Genomic DNA, 16,034 nt, shown 5'->3' on the forward strand with positions numbered 1-16,034 from the left:
GCGATGACCGATTTTTCACTGGCAGACCTTGAAACCATCGTCGCCGAGCGGGCAAAAGCATCGCCGGAGGAAAGCTGGACGGCCAGGCTCGTCTCCAAAGGTCAGACCAAAGCCGCCAAAAAACTGGGCGAAGAAGCCGTCGAAGTGGTGATCGGTGCCATCGCCGAAGACCGCGAAAACCTGACCTATGAAGCAGCAGACCTGCTTTATCATCTTCTGGTGGTTCTTAAAATCGCCGATATTCCGCTTGCCGATGTGATGGCGGAACTGGAGCGGCGCACCGGCCGTACCGGCCTCGAAGAGAAAGCAGGGCGCACGCCTTCATGATGACTGCGTTTCAGGAAGCCTTGATGGGACAGGACAGCGCATCGGGAGAAAGCTGGTCAGAACCGGTTTCGCCCTACCGCTTTTTTTCAGCAGATGAGTGGTCGCGGTTTCGCGCTGATACGCCACTGACGCTTAAAGCCGAAGAAGTCCGGCAGCTGCGCTCCTTGAACGACCCGATTGATCTGGAAGAGGTGCGGCGCATTTATCTGTCGCTGTCCAGGCTTTTGTCATCGCATGTGGAATCGTCGCAAATGCTGTTTCGTCAGCGCAAGCGCTTTTTGAACTTCAGCCAAACCGACAATAAAACACCCTTTATCATCGGCGTTGCCGGTCCGGTGGCCGTCGGAAAATCCACGACCGCGCGTCTTCTGAAACAGCTTCTTGCACGCTGGCCCTCCAGCCCGAAGGTCGACCTCGTCACCTCTGATGGCTTCTTGTACCCCAATGCCGTGCTGGAAATGGAAGGGCTCATGCGCCGCAAGGGCTTTCCCGAAAGCTTTGATACCGGCGCGATCCTGAAATTTCTGTCTGCGATCAAGGCCGGTATGCCCAATGTGAAGGCACCGCTTTATTCGCACCAGAGCTATGATGTGATGCCTGATCAGTTCGTCACCGTGGACCGGCCTGATATCCTGATTTTCGAAGGTATCAATGTTTTACAGTCGCGCCACCTGCCGGAAGGCGGGCGCATGGTCCCGATCGTTTCGGACTATTTTGACTTCTCGATCTATATCGATGCCGATATGGAGCAGATTCACCAGTGGTATGTTTCGCGTTTCAAGAAACTGCGGCAAACCGCATTTCGGGATCCGGCTTCATACTTCCATCGCTATGCAAAGCTGGAAGAGGCCGATGCATTGCAGATCGCTGAAGACCTCTGGGATAACATCAACCTTGTGAACCTGCAGCAGAACATTCTGCCCACCCGACCACGCGCCGATCTGATCCTGCGCAAAGGCCGTGATCATCTGGTGGAGACAGTGGCGCTGAGGAAACTTTAAACGCAAAAAGCCCTGAGCCTTTCGCAAAAGTCCACTTCTTGCGTCATCCCGGGCCTGATCCGGGCGCCATAACCATACGGAAAAGTCTTTAAGGAACCGGTGTCACGCGTCGCAGCGTCAGATTGATGCGCCCACCGTTTTTCAGCAAAGTCGATGTATCCGGGTAGATCCGCGAAACCCCGTGAAACGCCAGACGACTATCGCCAGCCAGCAGCACAACATCCCCGCTTTTCAGCTTAAACGAGACCGCCTTGTCCTTGCGCTCCTGTCCGCCGACACGAAAAAGGCAGGTATCGCCCAGTGATATCGAAAGGACCGGCGCGGAAAAATCGGCCTCGTCCCGATCCTGATGCATGCCCATTTTAGCGTCCGACTCATAGAAATTGATCAGACATGCCTCCGGTGGCACCTCAACACTGGCAAGATCATGCCAGAGATCAAGCAGTCGTCGCGGCATTTTTGGCCATGGTTTTTCGGTGACGGGATGTGTTTCCTGATAGCGATAGCCGCGTTCCTTGTCCGTGAGCCAGCCAAGCGTGCCACAATTGGTCATTCTGACAGACATAGGCTTGCCGGTGCGCGGCATCAGCGGCACATATAACGGTGCCTCCGCGACAACAGCACGTATGTCCTCAAGCAGCGCTGTCTGTTCTGCGCGGTCGAGATAATCCGGCAGATAGCGAAAGCCAGTTGGAAAAGCCTGCTCGCTCATCGTTTATCCTACTCGTCGGATGATGGTTTGCCACGCATCTTCTTGATGGTGGCGCGGCCCGCCTTTTCCTTCAGCCGGCGTTCAATCGAACCACGCGTGGGCTTGGTTTTGCGGCGACGCGGCGGCGGCGGTGCGGCAGCGGCCAAAACCAGTTCCTTCAGCCGTTCGCGGGCATCCTCGCGGTTACGCTCCTGACTGCGATGGCGATTTGCCTCAATCAGCAGAACGCCTTCCTTCGAAACCTTGCGGCCACCCAGCCGGACCAGATTCCGCTTCACGCGCTCCGGCAAGGACGGTGAGCTTTCGACTGCGAAAAAAAGCTGCACGCCAGTTGCAACCTTGTTCACATTCTGCCCGCCAGGACCGCCAGCCAGGACAAACTGTTCGGTCAGTTCCCAGCCGTAAATCGTTATCCGGTCATTGATGAAGAGATCGCTTGAGGCCATGCACGCTTTATCTCATGGTGACAACAAGGCTTCAAGAGATACCCACGGCGAAGGCTTGCAATCCATTATCTTGACTTCGCCATGATTGCGGTTTAGCCAATTCCCAAGGCTTGGGTCGCCTGCCGTCCGCTGGGTTTGAACAACCCATGGTGAAGTACCCGCGACAACCGTCTGAGCGATGTTTTCAAACCTTGCGCATTCGCGGTTCCGGCAACGCGGACACCGAAACACCTGACAGGCGAATGCGAATGGAAAACTTCGCCATGCCGAATTTACCACTCCCCTCTCTTGAGGCTATCAAAGATCAGGCGAAACGTCTGCGCACCCGGCTCGCACAGGAAAATGAAGCGATCTCCCATGCCCGCGCGCTGGAACTGGTTGCCGCACAGTATGGTTTTCGCGACTGGAATACGCTTCACGCCAAGGCGGGCAACCGGCCACCACTCAATCCATGGGCGCTGGGCACACGAGTTTCGGGCTCCTATCTTGGCCATGCCTTCGATGCTGAAATCATTTCGGCGCAAATGCTTGCCGACCATCCACGCCGATACCGCCTGACACTGAAATTCGACGAGCCCGTCGATGTCGTGGCCTTTGACAGCTTTTCATCGATGCGTCGCCGGATCAATTGCACAGTCGACGAAACCGGCCGGTCTGCCGCCAGAACATCGGACGGTCGCCCCCATGTGGAACTCGCCTGGTAGACATGACACCTCGAGACGAGAAATGCCCGGGCGCGCAAATTCGCATCCCGGGCATTTCAGGCACTCCTCCTGCCGAGCTTAATTCCGATTCACGCAGCCACCAAAACGCCTGGCGCGGCGGCCTTCACGCCGCTGTCAACATGTGGCTCAAAGCGCGCAAAGTTTGCGACAAACATATCCACCAGCTTGGCCGCCTGCGCATCATAGGCACATGGGTCAGCCCAAGTGCTGCGCGGGTTAAGGATAGAGCGCTCGACGCCCGCAATATCAACCGGAACACTAAATCCGAAATGACTATCAACCCTGAATTGGGCATCTCTAAGGCGGCCGGAAAGCGCTTCTTTGAGCATGGCGCGGGTCTGCCGGATTGGCATGCGCTGACCAATACCATAGGCCCCGCCGGTCCAGCCGGTATTCACGAGCCAGCAATCGACACCATGTTTTGCAATCAGCGCCTTTAAAAGATTGCCATACTCTGCCGGATGACGCGGCATGAACGGAGCGCCAAAGCAGGTTGAAAAAGTTGCTTCCGGTTCTGTTACACCTTTTTCCGTCCCGGCAACCTTAGCGGTATAGCCGGAGAGAAAGTGATACATGGCTTGGTCCGGCGTCAGTCGGGCAATCGGCGGCAACACACCGAAAGCATCGGCCGTCAGCATGATGATGGTTTTGGGATGGGGCGCCCGCCCGGTGCATGATGCATTCGAGATATAGTGAAGCGGGTAAGCGCAGCGCGTGTTCTCCGTCAGCGACGCGTCGTCGAAGTCCGGCTTGCGATCGGCATCGAGAACGACATTTTCAAGCACAGTTCCGAAACGCTTTGTCGTTCCATAAATCTGCGGCTCAGCCTCTGCCGAAAGGCGGATCGTCTTGGCATAGCACCCGCCTTCGAAGTTAAAGAGTCCATCTGCGCCCCAGCCATGCTCATCGTCGCCGATCAGCGTGCGCTCAGGATCAGCTGAGAGCGTTGTTTTTCCCGTGCCGGAGAGGCCGAAAAATACGGCAGCATCGCCATTGTCGCCGACATTGGCCGAGCAATGCATCGGCATCACCCCGCGCGCTGGCAAAAGGTAGTTCAGGACTGTGAACACAGATTTCTTCATTTCACCGGCATAGGATGTGCCGCCAATCAGAACGAGGCCGTTCTCCAGATCGCAGGCGATCACCGTTTCCGTCCGGCAGCCGTAGCGCTTGGGGTCGGCCACGAAGCTCGGCAGATTGATAATCGTCAGCTTAGCCTGAAACCGCTCAAGCGCGTCCATATCCGGCCGAATCAGAAGATTGCGAATGAACAGCGAATGCCAAGCATACTCTGTCACGACACGCGTTGGCAGCGCGTTCTGACTGTCGGCGCCACCGATCAGATCCTGAACAAACAGGTCTTTGCCTTCCGCATGCGCCAGCATATCTGCTTTAAGGAGCGCGAAGTGTTCGGCAGACATGGGCTTGTTATTGTCCCACCACACCGCATTGCGTGTCGCGTCATCAAAGACAACAAACTTGTCCTTGGCAGACCGGCCGGTATGCTGCCCTGTCAGTGCCCGCAGCGCACCATCAGCCGTCATGGTCGCCTCACCGCGCCGAACCGCCTCCTCGCAAAGTTCAGCCGGCAACAGATTGTAATAAACTCTTTTTAGCCCCCGCAATCCCGACTCTCGTGCAGAAAATTCGTGATTGAAAACGCCAAGCTCCTCCGCCATCGAAACGATCCTTCACCGATTTAAACAAAATGAATTTTTTAAAAACATATTAAATAATTTCGCATTCATCAACCTTGGATTTTATAAAGGTCAATAATTTCATAGGTTTAATCGATTTAATGAAATTGTTAAAATTGCAGAATTCCTGATTCTGCGTTTTAACTCATGGACTTAGAAAATCAGAGAAAAACGGCTCTAAAAGGGTTCAACCCCGGTAAATTCTTGGTATTGACCGCTTTGCCACAATTTGTTCCAGTTTTTTTCCAACAAGGGCTGGAACCTGAATACGGGCTCGCATGCTCTTTTAAACGCTAAGGAGACCCACGCATGCAGACGATTGCTCTGGTGGATGACGATCGCAATATCCTGACCTCAGTCTCGATTGCACTGGAGTCGGAAGGCTTTCGCGTCGACACATACACCGACGGCGCCACGGCGCTGACCGGTCTCCAGTCCAACCCGCCACAACTGGCGATTTTCGACATCAAGATGCCCCGAATGGATGGAATGGAGCTTCTACGCAGATTGCGCCAGAAGTCAGACATTCCGGTCATCTTTCTGACATCGAAGGATGAGGAGATCGATGAGCTTTTCGGCCTGAAGATGGGGGCCGACGACTTCATCACCAAACCGTTCTCGCAGCGGCTTCTGGTTGAGCGCGTCCGCGCCGTTCTGCGTCGCGCCGCAGCGCGGGAAAATGCAGCCAGCGGCATCAAGACGGTTGAAAGCGAAGCCAGCAAGCCGCTTGAACGCGGGCCGCTTCTGATGGATCGCGAACGCCACACCTGCACCTGGAAAGGCGCACCTGTGACCCTTACAGTGACAGAATTTCTGATCCTTCAGTCTCTCGCCCAGCGCCCCGGCGTTGTTAAAAGCCGTGATGCCCTGATGGATGCTGCCTATGACGATCAGGTTTACGTCGATGACCGTACGATCGACAGCCACATCAAGCGGCTGCGCAAGAAGTTCAAGATGGTGGACACCGAATTTGACATGATTGAAACGCTCTACGGCGTGGGCTACCGTTTCCGCGAAGCAGCCTGATCACAGAGCGAAACTGAAGCGTGGCAGACAGCAAGGAAGCATCGGCAAAGAGGAAACCGGGGCGGCGATGGATCAGGCCATTTGCCGCGCTGCGATGGCTTCTGGGCTCCACGGTCTTTTCCAGCCTGAACTGGCGCATTCTGTTCTTCAACCTTCTGGCGCTCTTCTTCCTTGTCGGCGGCATCCTTTATCTCAACCAGTTTCGCGAAGGGCTGATTGATGCACGCATTCAGAGCCTGCTGACACAGGGCGAGATCATCGCAGGGGCTATTGCGTCTTCAGCTTCGGTTGAAACCGACACCATGACCATCGATCCGCAGAAGCTTCTGGAGCTTCAGGCAGGAGAAAGTGCCCGCCCGACAACCAGCGATGAAGATCTTCGCTTTCCGATCGATACGGAAAAGGTCGCCCCGATCCTCAGACGGCTGATTTCCCCCACCCGCACCCGTGCTCGAATCTTCGATCCGGATGCGAACCTGATCCTGGATTCGCGCTACATGTATTCGCGTAGCTATGTGCTGCGCTCTGATCTGCCACCGGTTGAAGAAAGCTTCGTAGACCGCGCAGAAAGCAGGCTCGGCAGCCTGATGAACCGCCTTTTACAGCCGGGCGACCTGCCGCGCTATCAGGAGGCGCCAAGTGGTGACGGCTCGATTTACGCGGAAGTCGAAAAGGCACTGGACGGCCAGCGCTCCACGCAGGTCAGCGTTACCGATGGCGGCAAGCTGATCGTATCTGTTGCGGTGCCGATTCAGCGGTTTCGCGCCGTGCTCGGTGTGCTTATGCTGTCCACCCAGGCCGGTGAGATCGACAAGATCGTCCATGCCGAACGCCTCGCCATTATCCGCATGTTTGCCGTTACAGCTGTCGTCACGATGGTTCTGTCGCTGATGCTGTCGTCAACGATTGCCAATCCGCTGAGAAAGCTGGCCGATGCCGCAGTGCGTGTCCGTAGAGGCGGCCCGCGGGAACGGGAAGAAATTCCGGACTTCTCATCGCGTCAGGATGAGATCGGCCATCTTTCCAAGGCGCTCAGGGAAATGACGACAGCGCTTTACGACCGAATTGATGCCATTGACAGTTTCGCCGCAGACGTGGCGCATGAACTGAAAAACCCGCTGACATCGCTTCGAAGTGCGGTCGAAACACTACCGCTTGCCAAGACAGAGGAGTCCAAAGCGCGCCTTACGGAAATCATCCAGCATGATGTCCGCCGGCTTGATCGTCTGATCAGTGATATTTCGGATGCGTCCCGGCTGGATGCGGAGCTTGCCCGTGAAGACGCCAAGACCTTCGACGCTGAAAAGCTTCTGACGGATCTGGTTTCCCTTTCACAGCAAACCAGCCAGCGCACCAAGAAAGTCGAAATTCATTTCGAAGCCGAAAATGCCAACCACGGCAAGGGTGCATTTCAGGCGTTCGGCCACGACCTCAGGATCGGCCAGATCATCACCAATCTGATTGAAAATGCCCGCTCATTTGTGCCTGAACATACCGGTCGGATCGACGTCAGGCTGAAGCGCAATCGCAATCAGATTGTGATTACGGTGAGCGATAACGGGCCGGGTATCCGCATCGAGAATATCGAACGGATTTTCGAGCGTTTTTATACGGATCGCCCGGATAGTGAGGCATTCGGTCAGAATTCCGGCCTTGGGCTTTCTATCTCCAGACAGATCGCCGAAGCCCATGGCGGCACGCTGACCGCCCACAATATCACGAATGAAGAAACCGGAGAGCTGGCCGGAGCCTGTTTCACACTGACGCTCCCGGCTTCCGGTTCACGCAATTCATGACGGATGCACGCGAAAGGATAAACCGGCACGCAACGGCGATTGTCATCGGCAGCACCGGCATTGCGTTTATCGGACCACCAGGGGCAGGCAAGAGCGAATGTGCACTCGCCTGCCTGCGCGCCGCGGGAACGTATGGCCTTTTTTCCCGCCTCATCGCGGACGATCAGATCTTTGTTTCCGCCGCAAACGGGCGCATTATTGCAGAAACACCGCAAACCATAGCAGGTCAGATTGAAGTGCGCGGGACCGGCATTGCCCGCCTGCCTTATATTTCTGCCGCTGTCATCGATTTTGCTGTCAGCCTGGTCAGGCCGGACACGGCCGAACGCATGCCGCCTGTAAATCAGCGCTGGGCGGTTACGAAGACCCGAACATTGCCGCAGATCAACCTGACATGGCCATCGCCAGATCCGCTTTCCCGCCTGATGGCAGCCTGCCCCGGCCTTGAAACCGGCCAGCCGGCGGTGCCCGGTCTTCTTGTCTGAAAAACCGCATTCGCCGGGCTTATCTGTGTTTGCCATGCATCAGCACAGTGGACGCGTTTGTTTTCGTGACATATTTGACCCTTTTTGGCTTGAACTTCGCGCAGGCTTGGACAAGATGCGTATTCTATAAGTCTGTTTGCCGCCTCCTGTGTCGGCGGCCTTCCGCTCAGGAACGCCGAAGGCGCTGCTGGGGGCGAAAAGCAGCGAAAAATCCAGCAGTTGGAGCACTGCAATGCCCCATGAAACGGGCGGATCCGTGCTTCAGAAGGGAGCGAAACGCATATGATCGGACTGGTGCTTGTGACCCATGGCGGACTTGCAGAAGAATTTCGGCTGGCCGTTGAACATGTTGTCGGGCCGCAAGAAGCGATCGAAACCATCTCGATCGGCCCGGAAGATGACATGGATCACCGCCGCGATGATATTCTCAAAGCGGTTGGTAAAGCAGACAGCGGCAACGGCGTAATCATTCTGACGGATATGTTCGGTGGCACGCCCTCCAATCTGGCTATTTCAATCATGGCCAGCGGAAAGACCGAAGTCATTGCCGGCGTTAACCTGCCGATGCTGATCAAGCTGGTCGCCGTACGCGGCGAGAACGACATGGCCAAGGCACTGGCAGAAGCAGAGGACGCAGGACGCAAATATATCAATGTCGCCAGCCGCGTCTTAAGCGGCAAATAGGACCTGGCGACTGAATGAATACGGTTTCCCGCGATATCAAAATTATCAACCGACGCGGCCTTCACGCCCGTGCTTCGGCAAAATTCGTGAATATGGCCGACCGGTTCGACGCACACATTACCGTGACCAAAGACGGCATGAGTGTTGACGGTGGATCCATTATGGGCCTGATGATGCTGGCAGCCGGACTTGACAGCACGATATCTGTCGCTGCCGAGGGCCATGATGCCGAAGCCGCCATCACCGCAATTGCCGACCTCATCGAGGCAAAATTCGGCGAGGAAAGCTGAAATATCGCGATGTGATAGCGGGCATTCAAGACGGCCTGTTTTCAATGCGAGGCTGCTTCGGTAAGGCGCTGCGTCTGACCGCAAAACGCAGCCTTTTCGATCGCCCGGACTGACGTGTCCGCAGGCGGTGCGTTTATGACTCGAATAGCTTGACTAGCAAAATCTCTAAAACTATGTTGCCCCCGACTTGAGACGAGGGCTGATCGCGGTTGAAAAACTCAGGGCTTCGGGGCTTTCGAAAGCTTAAGATGTTTTTTAGCAGGCAGATGAGCCATGATGCAGGACGGTGAAGACGAACTGGAGGAACGCCGCAAGCAGCTGGCAAGCGCACTGGGGCAAAGGCGCGGCCAGAAAACGGACGAGGGATCGGACAAACCGGAAAAGGTCAACGACCGCCGGGAAATGTCCAGGGGGCTAAAACTCTCAAATGAGTTCATATCCGCCATCTTCGTTGGTTTCATGCTTGGCTATATTCTGGATCGATTCGCCGGAACAAGTCCCTGGGGGATGATTGTGTGTCTTCTTCTTGGATTTGGCGCCGGCATTTTGAACATATTGCGCTCGGTTGGTCTTGTGGTAGAGCCGGAAGACCGGATAAAACGAGACAAGAAGTAAAACTGGTTTCGCGATTGAACCGGCTTTTTAAAAGCCGGATGTGCGGGCAAAACGAGAAGAGAGAGCACAGGTGTCTAACGATCCGACCCATCAGTTTCAGATCCATAACATCGTACCGATCGATATCGGCGGGCTGGACCTTTCCTTCACCAATGCATCACTGTTCATGGCGGTCACGGTCGGCGCCGCTGCCGGCTTTATGTATCTGGCAACAGCCAAGCGCGGCCTGATCCCGTCACGCACACAGTCGATTGCCGAGCTTCTTTATGAGTTTGTCGCCTCCATGCTGCGCGAGGGCGCCGGAACGAAGGGAATGGTTTTCTTCCCGTTCGTCCTGACGCTGTTCCTGTTTCTTCTGACAGCAAACCTCATTGGCATGTTCCCGTATTTCTTCTCCGTGACCAGCCAGATCATCGTCACCTTCTCACTGGCGATTATGGTGATGGCAGTAGTCGTAGGGTACGGTCTTTACAAGCACGGCCTCGGCTTCTTCAAAGTCTTCGTACCGTCAGGAATTCCGCCTGTTCTTCTGCCGCTCGTGACGCTGATCGAGATCGTTTCGTTTCTCTCGCGCCCCATCAGCCTTTCTGTCCGTCTTTTCGCCAACATGCTGGCCGGACACATCACGCTTAAAGTTTTCGCCGGATTTGTCGTCTCGCTGAGTGCGATCGGCACGATCGGAACCGGGGGCGCAATCCTGCCTCTGGCTATGACCGTCGCTCTGACGGCGCTGGAATTCCTAGTGGCCTTCCTGCAGGCCTACGTCTTTGCCGTGCTGACCTGCATGTATCTCAACGATGCCGTCAATGCAGGCGATCACTAGGAAATAAACTAAGTCGGTCGGCTTGGCTGGACAGCTCGGGCCGACACCGCTATTAAGCCGCAACAACCCATTTCGAAGGAGTTCATTTATGGAAGCGGAAGCAGCAAAGTTCATCGGTGCAGGTATTGCATGCCTCGGCATGGGCGCCACCTCCATGGGTCTCGGCCGCATCTTCGGTGATTACCTTACCGGCGCACTGCGCAACCCGTCTGCCGCCGACAGCCAGTTCGGCCGTCTGGTCTTCGGCTTTGCCGTGACAGAAGCTCTGGGCATCTTCTCGCTGCTCGTCGCTCTTCTCCTGCTGTTCGCCGTTTAAGTTCTGAACGGTTCTACAGTCTGGCCCCGGCGCACTGCTCAGGCAGCGCCGAGGCCTTATTGCCGAAGATATGGGCGCCAGATGCTTCCGTTTCACGGGATTGATGATCTGAACCGCCTTAACTTTGAAATCGCGCCTCGTTGCAGACGGATAAATTCGGTTCTGGGCGATGCGTCAGGAGGCGAGCATGCTTGTGACCCCGGCTCTTGCTGAGACGGCACATTCTACAGAAACTGCGATCCAGCAGGCTGAGCAACACGAGGCTGCGGTTTTTCCGCCCTTCGATTTTGCGACGTTTCCTTCGCAGATTCTCTGGCTGGCGATTACGTTTGGTATTTTCTATCTGGTCATGAAGCGGGTCATCGTTCCGCGGGTGGGCAGTATCCTTGAAGATCGCCATGACCGCATCGCTCAGGATCTCGATGAAGCCGAACGGCTGCGCAACGAGGCCGATGAAGCCGTGGCCGCTTACGAGCGGGAACTGGCACAGGCTCGCAGCGAAGCCCGTTCAATTTCCGCAGCCGCAGCGGAGAAAGCCCGTGCCGAAGCGGATGCAGAACGTGAGCAGCTGGAAGCAGAACTGGCCGGCAAGCTTGCCGAAGCCAATGAACGTATTCAGGCCGTTCGCGAAGAAGCGTTGAAGGAAGTTGGCGCCATCGCTCAGGAAACAACCACCGAGATCGTAACCCATCTGATTGGCGGCCGTGTTGCCAAGGGTGACGTTGAAGCGGCGGTTTCGACCGCAAGGGAGGCCTGATCCATGACTTTAGACGCAACATTTTACGCATTCGTCGGCCTCATTCTTTTCTTTATTGTCGTTGCCTATTTCAAGGTTCCCGGCATTCTTCTGAAGTCGCTTGATTCGCGTGCGGATCAGATTCGTGACGAGTTGGCCGAAGCAAAGCGTCTGCGCGAAGAAGCCCAGCATGTTCTTGCAGAGTATCAGCGCAAGCGTCGTGAAGCCGAAGACGAAGCCAAGGACATTGTCGCCGCTGCAGAGCGTGAGGCTCAGTCCATTAAGGAAGAAGCCCGGCAGAAGACGAAGGAATATGTTGAACGCCGCACGGCTTTCTCTGAGCAGAAAATCCGTCAGGCTGAAGCTGAGGCTGTTGAGGCCGTTCGCGGTGCAGCTGTGGATGTCGCCGTCGAAGCTGCACGAATTGTTCTGGAAAAGAAGGCAACACCTGCGGTTCAGTCCAAGCTGTTCAACAAGTCGGTTGACGAAGTCAAATCGCGCCTGAACTGAATGGCTGACCGGGAAAGGTCACATTTCCGGATATGAGTTACAGGCAAGCGCTTCGGCGCTTGCCGTTTTTGTTTGTAGCATCCGCTTCTCGCGGAGCAAGAGCCTGAGGAATAGTGGTCAGATGGCGCAACGTATTGATGGCAAGGCAATTGCAGCATCCGTCATTGAGAGAGTGAAGCAATCCGCAACGGATCTGGAAAACAGCACCGGCACGAGACCTGGCCTCGCTGTTGTGATTGTCGGTGATGACGCCGCCAGCCATACATATGTCACCGCCAAGGGCAAACGTGCCAAAGAATGTGGTTTTCATTCTGTTCAGATCACACTGCCCGCTGATACCACTCAGGAAAAGCTTGAAAGCGTTGTGGCCGAGCTGAACGACGACAACGCCATTCATGGCATTCTGGTTCAGTTACCGCTTCCCGCACACCTTGATGAGTTCCCGGTTATCCAGATGATCCGTCCGGAAAAGGATGTCGATGGGCTCTCAATCGTCAACGCCGGAAAACTAGCCGTTGGCGACATGAAAACCGGACTGATCTCCTGCACACCGGCCGGTGCGATGATCCTGATTCGCTCGGTTCTCGGGGACGACCTTTCCGGAAAGAACGCAGTCGTCATCGGACGATCAAACCTGTTCGGCCGCCCGATGGGTCGCCTACTCCTTATGGCCAATGCGACTGTGACAATGGCCCACTCACGCACCAAGGATCTCGCTGGTGTTTGCCGTCAGGCCGATATTCTGGTCGCGGCAACCGGGCGCGCGGAAATGGTGAAGGCGGACTGGGTTAAACCCGGCGCCACGGTGATTGATGTCGGCATCACCCGCGTTCCAGCGCCTGAGCGTGGAGAAGGCAAAACCCGGCTCCTCGGTGACGTTGACTTCGCCGCCTGTGAAGCTGTTGCAGGCGCCATCACACCGGTTCCCGGCGGCGTTGGCCCGATGACGATCACCATGTTGATGGCCAACACCGTGATCGCCGCCTATCGCGCATCAGGTCTCGAAGCACCGGCGTTTTAAACGCCATGCTTTACCAGCTCTTCAGCGCCCGAAGTTCGGGCGTTTTCTTGAAGACATGCTGATCCATACGCCTGAGAATTGTGTCGAGCGTCGTGACCCCGTCAGCGATCGCCACTCCCTTGTTCAGCATCACGCATTCGGCACGCGCGCCCATGGCGGCATCCGTCATTTCGCCGCGCGACGGCACACCGGTTTTGACCAGGTTTTCAAGCACCTGCGTTGCCCATATCACCGGCACGCAGGCCGCTTCACAAATCCAGAGTATCTCTTCCTGCATTTCGGCCAGACGCTCAAAGCCGATTTCGGCAGCAAGATCGCCGCGCGCGATCATCACCGCGAAGTCACGCCTGCCTGCAGCACGCGCAATCAACCCCGGCAGGTTCTTCACTGCCTCGGGACGTTCGATCTTGGCAACCACGCCTATGCCGGGATTTCGGTTTGCCTCAACCATCAGCTTCTCATCAAGCAGGTCCAGATCTTCCGGGCGCGAAACAAATGAATAGCCGATCATATCGGCACATTCGATCACGCTGAGCAGGTCGTGGGAATCCTTATCGGTGAGTGGCGAGAGGCCGAGTGCGGTATCAGGCAGGTTTACGCCCTTCTCGGGTTTCAGTTTTGCGCCGCCTGCCTTGGCCCGATCGACGCGAACCAGCGCTTCGCCATCACCGAGACTGACCACAACAGTCTGCAACTTGCCGTCATCATAGAGAACACGATCTCCCACTTTCAGCCGGGTCACCATTTGCGGCAGAGAGACGGAGGCACAAAATTTGACATTGTTGTCACAGGCCGGTTCGGATGCGGTCACCAGACGGATAAGGTCCCCGACCTTCGCCTTCGCCTTCTTTTCGGCGGTGACAACTTTTTCCGTTCGGATTTTTGGCCCGGCGATATCCATCAGCACGCCTATTTTCCGGTCGACGGCTTTCGCCGCCGCCTCGACATTCTTCGCCATTGCCCGCCAGACATCCGGATTATCATGCGCACAATTGATCCGTGCGATATCCATTCCGCGCTGAGCAAGGTCACGGACAAACCCCGGATCTTCTGCGGCTTTTGTTTCAAGGGTCACCATGATGCGGCTGCGCCTTAAGACAGGCTGCATCCCGAACATGAGATCGGTCGCATGTTCCAGCTGTGCCTCGCCTGCAAAAAACTGCGCTGATGATGGCGACGGAACCGGGCTTTCACGCCCTGCAAGGGCCGAGATCGCGACAAGAACCGCATCCAGCGTCGGCAGAACCCGGCTTTCCAGCCGACCGAGCGAGGATAGCCCGTGACGCATCAAAACCCGTTGAAGCGGCCTGAGATCATGATGGCGCAGCGCCAGATAATGAGCAAGATTCTGAATGGCCGGCATGGCCGCTGCTTCCGGGCCGAAGCTTTTCAGAATAAACGAAGCCTCGGTGACGACAAGCCCGCGCAAGGCTTCAACCTGCTCAGCAAGTCGCCATATATCATCAGTTTCTGAAATATGCCCGAACTGGTCCATGTTTTTGCCTCCTGCTACGACCTGTATGAATCTACGCGATTTTAGCGTTTTTTCCATGACAGACCGGCGTCCCAACACAAGCCCCAACACAAGCGCAGAGACGCTTTGGTTCTTGCGCGCGGCCTGAAGGCATGCGTAAGACAGTTACAAACAATCGAAGTCAGATAAACGATGGCAGGGAGTGCGCATTAATGCATGGCGAATACAAGGTTCACGGCGGCAAACTGGTTATCGCCGATCTCGAAGTGCGCGATAACAAGCTGGCCGATGTTCAGATTTCCGGAGACTTCTTCCTGGAACCGCCCGAGGCCCTTGCCGATATCCGCTCCGCACTGGAAGGGCTAAGGGCAGACGCATCTGCCGAAACGCTGACAGACACCATGAAAGCGAAACTTAGGCCTGAAGCGGCCCTGATCGGCTTCAGCCTGGAATCCATTGCCATTGCCGTTCGCCGCGCTCTAGGAGTTGCCAGAACCTGGCGCGATTTTGAATGGCAGATCATTGATTCAAAAGCGGTTTCCCCAGCCATGCACATCGCACTCGATGATGTCCTGGCACGCGAGGTTGCCGCAGGCCGGCGTGCTCCGACATTGCGGTTCTGGGAATGGGAAAGGCCTGCCATCATCATTGGCAGCTTCCAGTCACTCAAGAACGAAGTCGATCTGGAAGCCACGCGTGAACTCGGTGTTGAAGTTGTTCGCCGTGCCACCGGTGGCGGCGCAATGTTTGTCGAACCGGGCACCGCGATTACCTATTCTCTCTACGCACCGGGCGATCTTGTCGACGGCATGAGCTTTGCTGACTCTTATGCCTTCCTCGATAACTGGGTTTTGAAAGCGCTGAACGAACTCGGTGTCGACGCTTTCTATAAGCCGCTCAACGATATTTCGAGTTCAAAGGGCAAGATCGGCGGCGCGGCACAGAAGCGTTATGCGGGCGGGACCGTTCTGCACCACGTCACCATGGCCTATGACATGGATGCGGCAAAGATGATGCAGGTCTTGCGCATTGGCCGTGAAAAACTTTCCGATAAGGGCACAGCCAGTGCTGCCAAACGCGTTGATCCGGTCAGAAGCCAGACCGGCCTGGCCCGCAGGGAGGTGATTGATCGTATGAAAGCCACGTTCGCAGATCTGAACGGCGGGGCAGAAGGCGCGATAACAGCCGAGGAATATTCAGCGGCAGAAAGGCGCGCTGCCGAGAAATTCGCGACGGAAGAATGGCTGAACACAATTCCCTGAAGGCGCATGGTCCCGCTGGAAATTGCCTGCTGGACAGACAAACGCTTGTCTGCTTTGCTTGCAAATACATCGGGGCCGTGTGGGCCAA

Annotated in this window: 19 protein-coding genes; 15 read left to right on the plus strand and 4 right to left on the minus strand. The window is 56.0% G+C overall.

Annotated elements, in window-relative coordinates:
• Positions 1-3 precede the first annotated feature (3 nt).
• Positions 4-327, plus strand: a complete 324-nt coding sequence (locus EDC90_RS01920; protein WP_132307983.1) for a phosphoribosyl-ATP diphosphatase — start codon at positions 4-6, stop codon at positions 325-327.
• Between the two features lie 23 nt (positions 328-350).
• The gene (gene coaA / locus EDC90_RS01925) at positions 351-1,328 is read left to right on the plus strand and encodes a type I pantothenate kinase (RefSeq protein ID WP_132307985.1); all 978 of its coding nucleotides are present in this window, start codon (positions 351-353) and stop codon (positions 1,326-1,328) included.
• An 88-nt stretch (positions 1,329-1,416) separates the two neighbouring features.
• Here the strand turns inward: coaA and EDC90_RS01930 are convergent, their stop codons facing one another.
• Positions 1,417-2,040, minus strand: coding sequence for an alpha-ketoglutarate-dependent dioxygenase AlkB family protein (locus tag EDC90_RS01930; RefSeq protein WP_132307987.1), 624 nt, complete (start codon positions 2,038-2,040; stop codon positions 1,417-1,419).
• 8 nt (positions 2,041-2,048) lie between these two features.
• Complete coding sequence (gene arfB, locus EDC90_RS01935) at positions 2,049-2,486, minus strand: alternative ribosome rescue aminoacyl-tRNA hydrolase ArfB (protein WP_132307989.1); 438 nt, start codon at positions 2,484-2,486, stop codon at positions 2,049-2,051.
• A gap of 248 nt (positions 2,487-2,734) precedes the next feature.
• Between arfB and EDC90_RS01940 the strand changes: the two genes are divergently transcribed.
• Positions 2,735-3,190, plus strand: coding sequence for a glyoxalase superfamily protein (locus EDC90_RS01940; RefSeq protein ID WP_245510893.1), 456 nt, complete (start codon positions 2,735-2,737; stop codon positions 3,188-3,190).
• Between the two features lie 89 nt (positions 3,191-3,279).
• Here EDC90_RS01940 and EDC90_RS01945 read toward each other — a convergent pair whose 3' ends face one another.
• Positions 3,280-4,890, minus strand: coding sequence for a phosphoenolpyruvate carboxykinase (locus tag EDC90_RS01945; protein WP_132307993.1), 1,611 nt, complete (start codon positions 4,888-4,890; stop codon positions 3,280-3,282).
• A 327-nt stretch (positions 4,891-5,217) separates the two neighbouring features.
• On the opposite strand from EDC90_RS01945, the gene EDC90_RS01950 reads away from it, so the two are divergent.
• From EDC90_RS01950 to folD, 11 genes are all read left to right on the plus strand, one after another.
• Positions 5,218-5,934, plus strand: a complete 717-nt coding sequence (locus EDC90_RS01950; RefSeq protein ID WP_132307995.1) for a response regulator transcription factor — start codon at positions 5,218-5,220, stop codon at positions 5,932-5,934.
• Positions 5,935-5,954: 20 nt separating this feature from the next.
• Entirely contained in the window at positions 5,955-7,730 is a 1,776-nt protein-coding gene (locus tag EDC90_RS01955; protein WP_132307997.1) for a sensor histidine kinase, read from the plus strand.
• Complete coding sequence (locus EDC90_RS01960) at positions 7,727-8,215, plus strand: HPr kinase/phosphorylase (RefSeq protein WP_132307999.1); 489 nt, start codon at positions 7,727-7,729, stop codon at positions 8,213-8,215. The genes EDC90_RS01955 and EDC90_RS01960 overlap by 4 nt, the downstream gene beginning before the upstream one ends.
• Before the next feature lie 282 nt (positions 8,216-8,497).
• Positions 8,498-8,899: a PTS sugar transporter subunit IIA gene (locus EDC90_RS01965; RefSeq protein WP_132308001.1), complete on the plus strand. Its 402-nt coding sequence runs from the start codon at positions 8,498-8,500 to the stop codon at positions 8,897-8,899.
• A 14-nt stretch (positions 8,900-8,913) separates the two neighbouring features.
• Entirely contained in the window at positions 8,914-9,189 is a 276-nt protein-coding gene (locus tag EDC90_RS01970) for an HPr family phosphocarrier protein (RefSeq protein ID WP_132308003.1), read from the plus strand.
• 273 nt (positions 9,190-9,462) lie between these two features.
• Positions 9,463-9,804, plus strand: coding sequence for an AtpZ/AtpI family protein (locus tag EDC90_RS01975; RefSeq protein WP_132308005.1), 342 nt, complete (start codon positions 9,463-9,465; stop codon positions 9,802-9,804).
• Positions 9,805-9,874: 70 nt separating this feature from the next.
• Positions 9,875-10,627: a F0F1 ATP synthase subunit A gene (locus EDC90_RS01980; RefSeq protein ID WP_132308007.1), complete on the plus strand. Its 753-nt coding sequence runs from the start codon at positions 9,875-9,877 to the stop codon at positions 10,625-10,627.
• A gap of 88 nt (positions 10,628-10,715) precedes the next feature.
• Positions 10,716-10,943: a F0F1 ATP synthase subunit C gene (locus tag EDC90_RS01985; protein ID WP_018063478.1), complete on the plus strand. Its 228-nt coding sequence runs from the start codon at positions 10,716-10,718 to the stop codon at positions 10,941-10,943.
• A 187-nt stretch (positions 10,944-11,130) separates the two neighbouring features.
• On the plus strand, positions 11,131-11,700 hold the full coding sequence (locus tag EDC90_RS01990) for a F0F1 ATP synthase subunit B (protein WP_132308010.1): 570 nt from the start codon (positions 11,131-11,133) through the stop codon (positions 11,698-11,700).
• Between the two features lie 3 nt (positions 11,701-11,703).
• Positions 11,704-12,189, plus strand: coding sequence for a F0F1 ATP synthase subunit B (locus EDC90_RS01995; protein WP_132308012.1), 486 nt, complete (start codon positions 11,704-11,706; stop codon positions 12,187-12,189).
• Between the two features lie 121 nt (positions 12,190-12,310).
• Positions 12,311-13,210: a bifunctional methylenetetrahydrofolate dehydrogenase/methenyltetrahydrofolate cyclohydrolase FolD gene (gene folD, locus EDC90_RS02000; RefSeq protein WP_132308014.1), complete on the plus strand. Its 900-nt coding sequence runs from the start codon at positions 12,311-12,313 to the stop codon at positions 13,208-13,210.
• A 10-nt stretch (positions 13,211-13,220) separates the two neighbouring features.
• Here the strand turns inward: folD and EDC90_RS02005 are convergent, their stop codons facing one another.
• On the minus strand, positions 13,221-14,705 hold the full coding sequence (locus EDC90_RS02005; protein ID WP_132308016.1) for a pyruvate kinase: 1,485 nt from the start codon (positions 14,703-14,705) through the stop codon (positions 13,221-13,223).
• A 191-nt stretch (positions 14,706-14,896) separates the two neighbouring features.
• Here EDC90_RS02005 and EDC90_RS02010 point away from each other — a divergent pair, with 191 nt between their 5' ends.
• A complete protein-coding gene (locus EDC90_RS02010) occupies positions 14,897-15,946 on the plus strand; it encodes a lipoyl protein ligase domain-containing protein (protein ID WP_132308018.1) in 1,050 nt (349 codons plus the stop codon).
• The last annotated feature ends 88 nt before the right edge of the window (positions 15,947-16,034 follow it).

The sequence above is a fragment of the Martelella mediterranea genome, from assembly GCF_004342225.1.
Classification (GTDB): Bacteria; Pseudomonadota; Alphaproteobacteria; order Rhizobiales; family Rhizobiaceae; genus Martelella; species Martelella mediterranea_B.

Bases quoted from the DNA above. Each gene is read 5' to 3' on its own strand.
- EDC90_RS01920 (WP_132307983.1), top strand. From the start codon at position 4: ATGACCGATTTTTCACTGGCAGACCTTGAAACCATCGTCGCCGAGCGG.
- coaA (WP_132307985.1), top strand. From the start codon at position 351: ATGGGACAGGACAGCGCATCGGGAGAAAGCTGGTCAGAACCGGTTTCG.
- EDC90_RS01930 (WP_132307987.1), bottom strand. From the start codon at position 2,040: ATGAGCGAGCAGGCTTTTCCAACTGGCTTTCGCTATCTGCCGGATTAT.
- arfB (WP_132307989.1), bottom strand. From the start codon at position 2,486: ATGGCCTCAAGCGATCTCTTCATCAATGACCGGATAACGATTTACGGC.
- EDC90_RS01940 (WP_245510893.1), top strand. From the start codon at position 2,735: ATGGAAAACTTCGCCATGCCGAATTTACCACTCCCCTCTCTTGAGGCT.
- EDC90_RS01945 (WP_132307993.1), bottom strand. From the start codon at position 4,890: ATGGCGGAGGAGCTTGGCGTTTTCAATCACGAATTTTCTGCACGAGAG.
- EDC90_RS01950 (WP_132307995.1), top strand. From the start codon at position 5,218: ATGCAGACGATTGCTCTGGTGGATGACGATCGCAATATCCTGACCTCA.
- EDC90_RS01960 (WP_132307999.1), top strand. From the start codon at position 7,727: ATGACGGATGCACGCGAAAGGATAAACCGGCACGCAACGGCGATTGTC.
- EDC90_RS01965 (WP_132308001.1), top strand. From the start codon at position 8,498: ATGATCGGACTGGTGCTTGTGACCCATGGCGGACTTGCAGAAGAATTT.
- EDC90_RS01970 (WP_132308003.1), top strand. From the start codon at position 8,914: ATGAATACGGTTTCCCGCGATATCAAAATTATCAACCGACGCGGCCTT.
- EDC90_RS01975 (WP_132308005.1), top strand. From the start codon at position 9,463: ATGATGCAGGACGGTGAAGACGAACTGGAGGAACGCCGCAAGCAGCTG.
- EDC90_RS01985 (WP_018063478.1), top strand. From the start codon at position 10,716: ATGGAAGCGGAAGCAGCAAAGTTCATCGGTGCAGGTATTGCATGCCTC.
- EDC90_RS01990 (WP_132308010.1), top strand. From the start codon at position 11,131: ATGCTTGTGACCCCGGCTCTTGCTGAGACGGCACATTCTACAGAAACT.
- EDC90_RS01995 (WP_132308012.1), top strand. From the start codon at position 11,704: ATGACTTTAGACGCAACATTTTACGCATTCGTCGGCCTCATTCTTTTC.
- folD (WP_132308014.1), top strand. From the start codon at position 12,311: ATGGCGCAACGTATTGATGGCAAGGCAATTGCAGCATCCGTCATTGAG.
- EDC90_RS02005 (WP_132308016.1), bottom strand. From the start codon at position 14,705: ATGGACCAGTTCGGGCATATTTCAGAAACTGATGATATATGGCGACTT.
- EDC90_RS02010 (WP_132308018.1), top strand. From the start codon at position 14,897: ATGCATGGCGAATACAAGGTTCACGGCGGCAAACTGGTTATCGCCGAT.